8 protein-coding genes are annotated in these 6,992 nt (G+C 58.6%); 7 read left to right on the top strand and 1 reads right to left on the bottom strand.

Annotation, left to right across the window (positions count from 1 at the left end):
- The first annotated feature begins 267 nt into the window (after positions 1-267).
- The 6 genes from FBY01_RS12475 (at position 268) to FBY01_RS12450 (ending at position 6,021) form a co-directional block, all read left to right on the top strand.
- Positions 268-1,422 carry a MalY/PatB family protein gene (locus tag FBY01_RS12475; RefSeq protein WP_010460356.1) on the top strand — a complete coding sequence of 385 codons (1,155 nt, stop codon included), beginning with the start codon at positions 268-270 and terminating at the stop codon, positions 1,420-1,422.
- A gap of 221 nt (positions 1,423-1,643) precedes the next feature.
- Complete coding sequence (locus tag FBY01_RS12470; protein ID WP_010460357.1) at positions 1,644-2,501, top strand: SDR family oxidoreductase; 858 nt, start codon at positions 1,644-1,646, stop codon at positions 2,499-2,501.
- Positions 2,502-2,670: 169 nt separating this feature from the next.
- Positions 2,671-3,282, top strand: coding sequence for a Yip1 family protein (locus tag FBY01_RS12465; RefSeq protein WP_010460359.1), 612 nt, complete (start codon positions 2,671-2,673; stop codon positions 3,280-3,282).
- A gap of 46 nt (positions 3,283-3,328) precedes the next feature.
- Positions 3,329-4,672, top strand: coding sequence for a sodium:proton antiporter (locus FBY01_RS12460; protein WP_145307575.1), 1,344 nt, complete (start codon positions 3,329-3,331; stop codon positions 4,670-4,672).
- Positions 4,673-4,863: 191 nt separating this feature from the next.
- Positions 4,864-5,160: a hypothetical protein gene (locus FBY01_RS12455; RefSeq protein ID WP_145307577.1), complete on the top strand. Its 297-nt coding sequence runs from the start codon at positions 4,864-4,866 to the stop codon at positions 5,158-5,160.
- Between the two features lie 384 nt (positions 5,161-5,544).
- Positions 5,545-6,021 carry a hemerythrin domain-containing protein gene (locus FBY01_RS12450; protein ID WP_145307579.1) on the top strand — a complete coding sequence of 159 codons (477 nt, stop codon included), beginning with the start codon at positions 5,545-5,547 and terminating at the stop codon, positions 6,019-6,021.
- Positions 6,022-6,075: 54 nt separating this feature from the next.
- Here FBY01_RS12450 and FBY01_RS12445 read toward each other — a convergent pair whose 3' ends face one another.
- Positions 6,076-6,612 (bottom strand): hypothetical protein, encoded by a 537-nt coding sequence (locus FBY01_RS12445; protein ID WP_077748489.1) that lies wholly within the window; start codon positions 6,610-6,612, stop codon positions 6,076-6,078.
- A 138-nt stretch (positions 6,613-6,750) separates the two neighbouring features.
- On the opposite strand from FBY01_RS12445, the gene FBY01_RS12440 reads away from it, so the two are divergent.
- A complete protein-coding gene (locus FBY01_RS12440; RefSeq protein ID WP_145307581.1) occupies positions 6,751-6,984 on the top strand; it encodes a hypothetical protein in 234 nt (77 codons plus the stop codon).
- Positions 6,985-6,992 lie beyond the last annotated feature (8 nt).

The following is a 6,992-nucleotide window of genomic DNA, read 5'->3' as shown; positions in this document are numbered from 1 at the left end:
GTGGGACGAAGTCTCCCACGGTCTGTACTGGTTAGAGTCAGATGACGAGCTTTAGTCCCACCCACCCCTTCAAGTCTAAACATACAAGCGAGCCTATTCGCGATAGCGGTGGGTCAGTTTGCCTGGATGATGAATGAGCTGACGCCATCGCGAGCAGGCTCGCTCCCACAGGGGTTTGTGTTGTTTGGGCGATTACCGTCTCGCTCCCACAGGGACTTGGCGTTTATCATGGCGCCACGTTCAACCCCGCTTTTTATGAGACTGAGCATGACCTTCGATTTTGATCAGGTGTTCGACCGCCACAACACCGGCAGTACCAAGTGGAGCCGCTACCCGGCCGACGTGTTGCCGATGTGGGTCGCCGACATGGACTTCGCCGCGCCGCCGGTCATCCTTGAAGCCCTGCGTAAACGCCTGGAACACCCGATGGTCGGCTACAGCGTGCCTCAGGACGATTTGCGCGCCGCCATCGTCGCCGACCTCTGGAACAAATACGCCTGGCGCGTCTTGCCGGAGGAACTGATCTTCCTGCCGGGTGTGGAGTCGGGTTTCAACATGGCCCTGAAGGCGCTGATCGAGCCGCAACAAAACGTCGTGGTCCAGGTGCCGAACTACCCGCCGCTGCGTCATGCGCCAGGTCATTGGGGCTTGAACAAGGTTGAACTGGAATTCGACGCGTTGGCTGACGGCACGTATGACACGCCGCTCGCGGCCTTGAGCGAAGCACTGACCGGTGGCGGCGCGCTGTTGCTGAGCAACCCGCACAATCCGCTGGGCAAGGTTTTCCCGCGGGAAGAACTGCAAGCGCTGGCGGACATTTGCCTGGAACACAACGCGTGGATCATCTCCGACGAAATCCACGCCGAGTTGTGCTTCGACGGGCGCGTGCACATTCCCACGGCATCGCTCAGCCCGCAGATCGCCCAGCGCACCATCACCCTGATGTCGGCGAGCAAGGCTTACAACATTGCCGGTCTTAAAACCTCCTTCATGATTATTCAAGACTCGGCGGTGCGTGCGCGGGTCAATCATGCCCGTTGCGGCATGGTCGACAGCGTCAACCCGCTGGGAATGGAAGCCACTCGCGTTGCCTACAGCGAAGGCGGCCCGTGGCTGGCCGGGTTGACGGCGTACCTGCAAGGCAATCGGGATTACCTGGTGGAAGCGGTTCGCACGCGCTTGCCGGGCGTGACGATGAATATCCCGCAGGGGACGTATCTGGCATGGCTCGATTGCTCCGCCCTGGGGCTGGACAATCCGCAGCAGTTCTTCCTCGACCAGGCCAAGGTCGGCCTCAGCCCCGGCCTGGATTTCGGCGACAACAACCGCCAGTTCGTGCGCCTGAACTTCGGCTGCCCACGGGCATTGCTCGAAGAAGGCTTGGCACGCATGGCGCGTAGTTTGCTCAACCTCAAGGCCTGACAACACGACAAATCCCCCTGTAGGAGCGAAGCTTGCTCGCGAAGGCGGTGTGCCAGTTGACACATGTATGACTGACACACCGCCTTCGCGAGCAAGCTTCGCTCCTACAAGGGATTTGCCTGGATTCGGGGTTTTGTGCACACACCTGAATCCAACCGAACTCAAGGCAAAACACCAGGGTCAACCCTTTGAATCCTGTGCCCCGAGATCGGAGATTTGCCATGACTGACTACCCAAGACCACCCTTCCCCAAACAAGGCCAGCCTGTCCCCGGCTCCCAAAAGAAAATGGACCCGTATCCAGACTGCGGCGAAAAAAGCTACAAAGGCTCGGGCCGGCTGGATGGCAAGATTGCCCTGATCACCGGGGCGGACAGCGGCATCGGCCGTGCGGTCGCCATCGCCTTCGCCCGTGAAGGCGCCGATGTCGCGATTGCCTACCTCAATGAACATGAAGACGCTCAGGAAACCGCACGTTGGGTCGAACAGGCCGGACGCCAATGCGTGCTGCTACCCGGCGACATCGCGCAGAAAGCGCAATGCCAGGCCCTGGTGGACAAGACAGTCGAACGCTTCGGGCGGATTGATATTCTGGTCAACAACGCCGCGTTCCAGATGACGCACGAACACTTCGAAGACATCCCGGACGAAGAATGGGTGATGACCTTCGACGTCAACATCACCGCCATGTTCAGGATCTGCCAGGCCGCGCTCAAGCACATGAAGGCCGGCAGTTCGATCATCAACACCAGTTCGGTCAACTCGGACATGCCCAAGCCCACCCTCCTGGCCTACGCCACGACCAAGGGTGCCATCGCCAACTTCACCGGTGGCCTGGCGCAGATGCTCGGGCCGAAAAACATTCGGGTGAACAGCGTGGCGCCGGGGCCGATCTGGACACCGCTGATCGTCTCGACCATGCCCGATGAAGAGGTGCAGAACTTCGGCGCGCACACCCCGCTGGGCCGGCCGGGCCAACCGGTGGAAGTGGCGCCGATTTACGTGCTGCTGGCGTCGGACGAGGCCAGCTACATCACCGGCCAGCGGTACGGCGTGACCGGCGGTAAACCGATGTTGTGACCGCCCGCTGTAATAGCAGCGGCCCTGTGGCGAGAGGCTTGCCCCCTCGCCACAGGGTTGCGCCAACGGCTACACGTCATTCCGCGAAGTCGCGAAAAAATGAACCCCTGACAAATCTCTCCCCTCAATACGTTTAGGCCCCCATCACGGGCCGTTCGAGGAGGTCGTCATGTCCGCACCTATCGTCAAACTGTTCACCCAGCCCAATTTCGCCTGGACGGATATTCGCCGGGAGGAGGAAGCACATCCGCGCCATTACCTCGCGCATTTGCTGCTGCTCGCCTTGATCCCCGCCGTCTGCCTGTTCATCGGCACCACCTATGTCGGCTGGAGCCTGGCCGAGAACGAAACCGTCAAACTCAGTACCCAAAGTGCGTTGCAACTCTGCGTGCTGCTGTACGTCACCATCATCGCCGGCGTGGCGTTGATGGGGGGATTCATCCGCTGGATGTCGCGCACCTTCGACGCGCGTCCGACCATCAATCAATGCATCGGTTTTGCGGCGTATACCGCGACGCCGTTTTTCCTGGCGGGGATTGCCGGGCTGTACCCGAGTCGCTGGCTGGCAATCATTGTGTTGATGGCTGCTTCGGCTTATTCGACGTTTTTGCTGTTCGTCGGCTTGCCGACGTTCATGCACGAGCGCAAGGAACAAGGCCTGCTGAATGCGGCGTGCGTCTGGGGCGTCGGGCTCCTGGTATTGGTGACTATTCTGGTAGAGATGATTCTGCTGTGGTTCAACGTGCTGACGCCTGAATACCTGCGCGCCACGGTCGGTTGATCCGCAGAGGCCAACAAACGCGGTCCACCCCCAGCGAGAACCGAGCATGAGTTTCATTTTATGGGTGGCCGTGTTGGGTGCTGTACTCCTGACGCTGGCGCTGACCTCGTCCTACCTGCGCTGGATGCCGGTGACCACGTCGGCGGTGTGCCTGGTGCTGGGCGCCGCCATCGGCCCGGCCGGGTTCGGGCTGTTGAAACTGGACACCGCTGACGCTTCGATCTGGATGGAGCACCTGACGGAAGTCGCGGTGATCTTTTCTCTGTTTGTCTGCGGCCTGAAATTGCGCTCGCCCCTCAAACATAAAAACTGGCGAATTGCGGTCGGCCTGGCCGGCCCGGTGATGCTGCTGACCATTGTCGGCGTCTGCGTGTTGCTGCATTACGCATTGCAATTGTCATGGGGCGCGTCTGTGCTGATCGGCTCGATCCTGGCCCCCACCGATCCGGTGCTCGCCGCGCTGGTCCAGGTCAACGACGCGCGGGATGACGACAGCGTGCGCTTCGGCCTCTCCGGTGAGGCCGGGCTCAATGACGGGATCGCGTTTCCGTTCGTGATCCTTGGCCTGCTCCTGCTGCAACACGAGGGTAACCCCGGCTGGTTGGGCGACTGGGTGCTGCGCAGTCTGATCTGGGCGGTTCCGGCCGGTTTTCTGACGGGGTACTGGATGGGACGCGGCATCGGGCGCCTGACCTTGGCGCTGCGGATCAAGAACGATGACAGCACGCTGTCTCCGAACGATTACCTGGCCCTTGCTTTGATTGCCCTGGCGTATGTCGGGGCCGAGTCTATCCACGCCTATGGGTTTCTGTCGGTGTTCGCCGCTGGCCTCGGATTGCGCCAGGAAGAAGTCAGCTCCACGGGCAACGACGAACTCCCTGCCGAGCATCTGGTCCAGCCGGTGGTCGGTCACCAGAACGTCGAACCACAACACGCGGCGCATGGCGATACCGACAACCTTGAAGACACCCAGGTCGCCGCGGGCATCATGATGGGTGACATGCTCGCCTTTGGCAGCCTCGTGGAGCGGGCCATGGAAGTGTTTCTGGTGACACTGCTCGGCGTCGTGCTGATCGCTCACTGGGACTGGCGCGCCCTGCTGGTCGGCGGGGTGTTGTTTTTTCTGATTCGCCCTTTGAGTGTCGCCGTGATGCCGTGGGGCCGATTGCTCGATTGGCGCCAGCGAATGTTGATCGGCTGGTTTGGCATCCGTGGCATCGGCAGCCTGTATTACTTGTTCTACGCCTTGAATCACGGGCTGGGTCAGTCGGTGTCGACGCTGTGCATGGACCTGACCTTGTCCGTGGTCGCGTTGAGCATTTTGATCCACGGCATCAGCACGCAACCCACCCTCGCCCGCTATGAACGGCGCAAGAAACAAATTATTTGATTTTTACCTGCGTGTTTACAGCTTGAATCAAACGAATTTTCGCCTCGAAAAATTTGAAATCCCTGTGCAACTCGACAGTCACAACCTTAATTCCGCCTGTTTTCTTTTATACGGCGGAACTCGACAGGTTCGGTTCCACTGTGGCAACGATGCCTATTAAAAGGGACCTCGAAAAAAGTAAGGTGCCGGTCATGGTTCACTATTCAACTCCCGATCAAATCAAAGCCTGCCGGGCGTTTGCCCTGGAATGCAATCGCCAGATGTTCGAAGACGCCCAGGCGTTGAGCCGAAGCGCTTTCGAGATGCTTGAGGACGGCGACATGGACCTGGAACGGTTCGAACGTTACAGGGCGATGCGCAGGAAGGCTGATTTGAAGTTTCAGGAAGCGATTGAGCACCTGCGTTTGCTCAACGCGGACTTCCCACCGATCCCGATGTCCGTGAATAACTCCCACCGGTTGCGCCAGCAGCTTGAAGGCCGGGCTTGATCCTGAAAACCCCCGGGGCATCCGCCCTGACGCACTCCATATAGCCGCTGGCGAAATCGCCTTCGGCTATCGCATCAGTTTCCACGCTCTCCGTCAGCGGAACATCCCTTGAACCCGGTGTCAGGATGCGGCGAATCTGATCGACGGTAACACCGACAATTCACATTTCTCGACGGAAAACTTCGTGCCGCGAACTGCATGAGTCAATTTCCAGACTCATGCAGCCTGCACGACCTCAATTCGCCATCAGAGCTTCTAACCAATTGTTTTATATAGCGTTACTCATGGCGGTGAAATCGGCACGACAAATGCTCCCAGTGTAAAAGCGACCTACGGCCATGAGACCGTTTGCGCCTATTCCGTGACTATTTGAGAGATTCGACCATGAACGCCATCGACCTGTTGAAAGCCGACCATGAACGCGTAAAAGTCATCCTGACTCAGTTAAGCGAATCCACCGAACGAGGTGTCAAAAAACGCACCGAGTTGCTGGCCAAGCTCGAAATGGAGATCACCATCCATACCCGGCTCGAAGAAGAAGTCTTGTACCCGGCGTACAAAAAAGCCGGTGGCAAGGAACAGGACGTCATGTACTACGAAGCCAAGGAAGAACACCGCACCGTGGATTCCCTGGTGTTGCCGGACCTGAAAGTCACCGACCCTTCCACCCCAGAATTCGCGGGTCGGGTGAAAGTGGTCAAGGAGCTGCTGGAACACCACATCGAAGAAGAGGAAACGGAAATGTTCCCTCAGGCGAAAAAGCTGCTGGGCAAAGCCACCCTGGAAGAGTTGGGCGCGCAGATGGAAACGCTTAAGGCTCAGTACAAGAAAGAAATGAGCGCGTCCAATCTGGCGGCTTGATTTGGTAGTCGATGTCAGAGAGCCCGGCAAATGCCGGGCTTTTTAGTCTGCGATTCAGCCGCCGGGATTGGTGACCTGGATGTAAACCGCATAAGTGCCCAGCAACACCCAGAACGTCGCGAAAATCCACGGCGTACGCACGGAAAACAGCAGCGATTTGCGGTAGCCCTTGTGGGACGATTCCATCTCACTGAACAGCGGGGATTCATCGTACGCCAGCCCCATCAATGGCTCGCTGCGCAACAGCTCACTTTGCTTGAAGTGCCAGTGGTCGATGATGTCGTAGGCCGCACGAATGCCCGGCCAGGCGTTCAGCGAGCTCAGTAAACCCAGCAGCGCGAGGAACGGCGGCACCACCAGGGTGAAGAGTTTTCCCCATTCGGGATTGAGGTTGGCCATGCAGGAAGCAAAGGCAATCACCAGGAACGACTGCGCGGCCAGGTAAGCGTCGGTTCGGTTGGCGAGGATGCTGGTTTCATACTGGATTTCCCGACGGTAGAAATCCAGCCGCTCCTTGGGCGAGCCGAACATCTTGGCATTGTGCTCGGTCAAGACTTCTTCGGCAGTGTGTTCGGTCAGTATTCTGGGCACGGAAATTACACAAGGACTGGGAAAGCGTTATGACGAAACCTGCCCGGGCAAAGTTCAGCCGGATTTAATGCACTTCACTCGAACGCTATTTCGCTGCCGTGGTCCTTCAAGTACACAGGCTGACTTCAAGGATTGCGGATGGACACTCTCGATTGGGTGCAATGGCCGGCGATGCTGGTCACGGTATTGGCGGCGTGGTTGATCGGCTCGCAATCACCCTCGCGCAGGGTGTGGGGTTTCAGTTGCTTCATCGTCAGCAATCTCTTGTGGGTGATTTGGGGCTACCACACCCACGCCTACGCATTGATCGTGTTGCAGTTTTGCTTGTGTGCCATGAACTTGCGCGGTTTCAAGAAGAACGTGAATGGCTGAGCACGACG

Origin of the sequence: Pseudomonas sp. SJZ077 (assembly GCF_007993905.1) — a bacterium.
GTDB classification, from domain to species: Bacteria; Pseudomonadota; Gammaproteobacteria; order Pseudomonadales; family Pseudomonadaceae; genus Aquipseudomonas; species Aquipseudomonas mandelii.
Note: the sequence above shows the minus strand (reverse complement) of the source record. Positions and strands in the feature narration are given on the sequence as shown.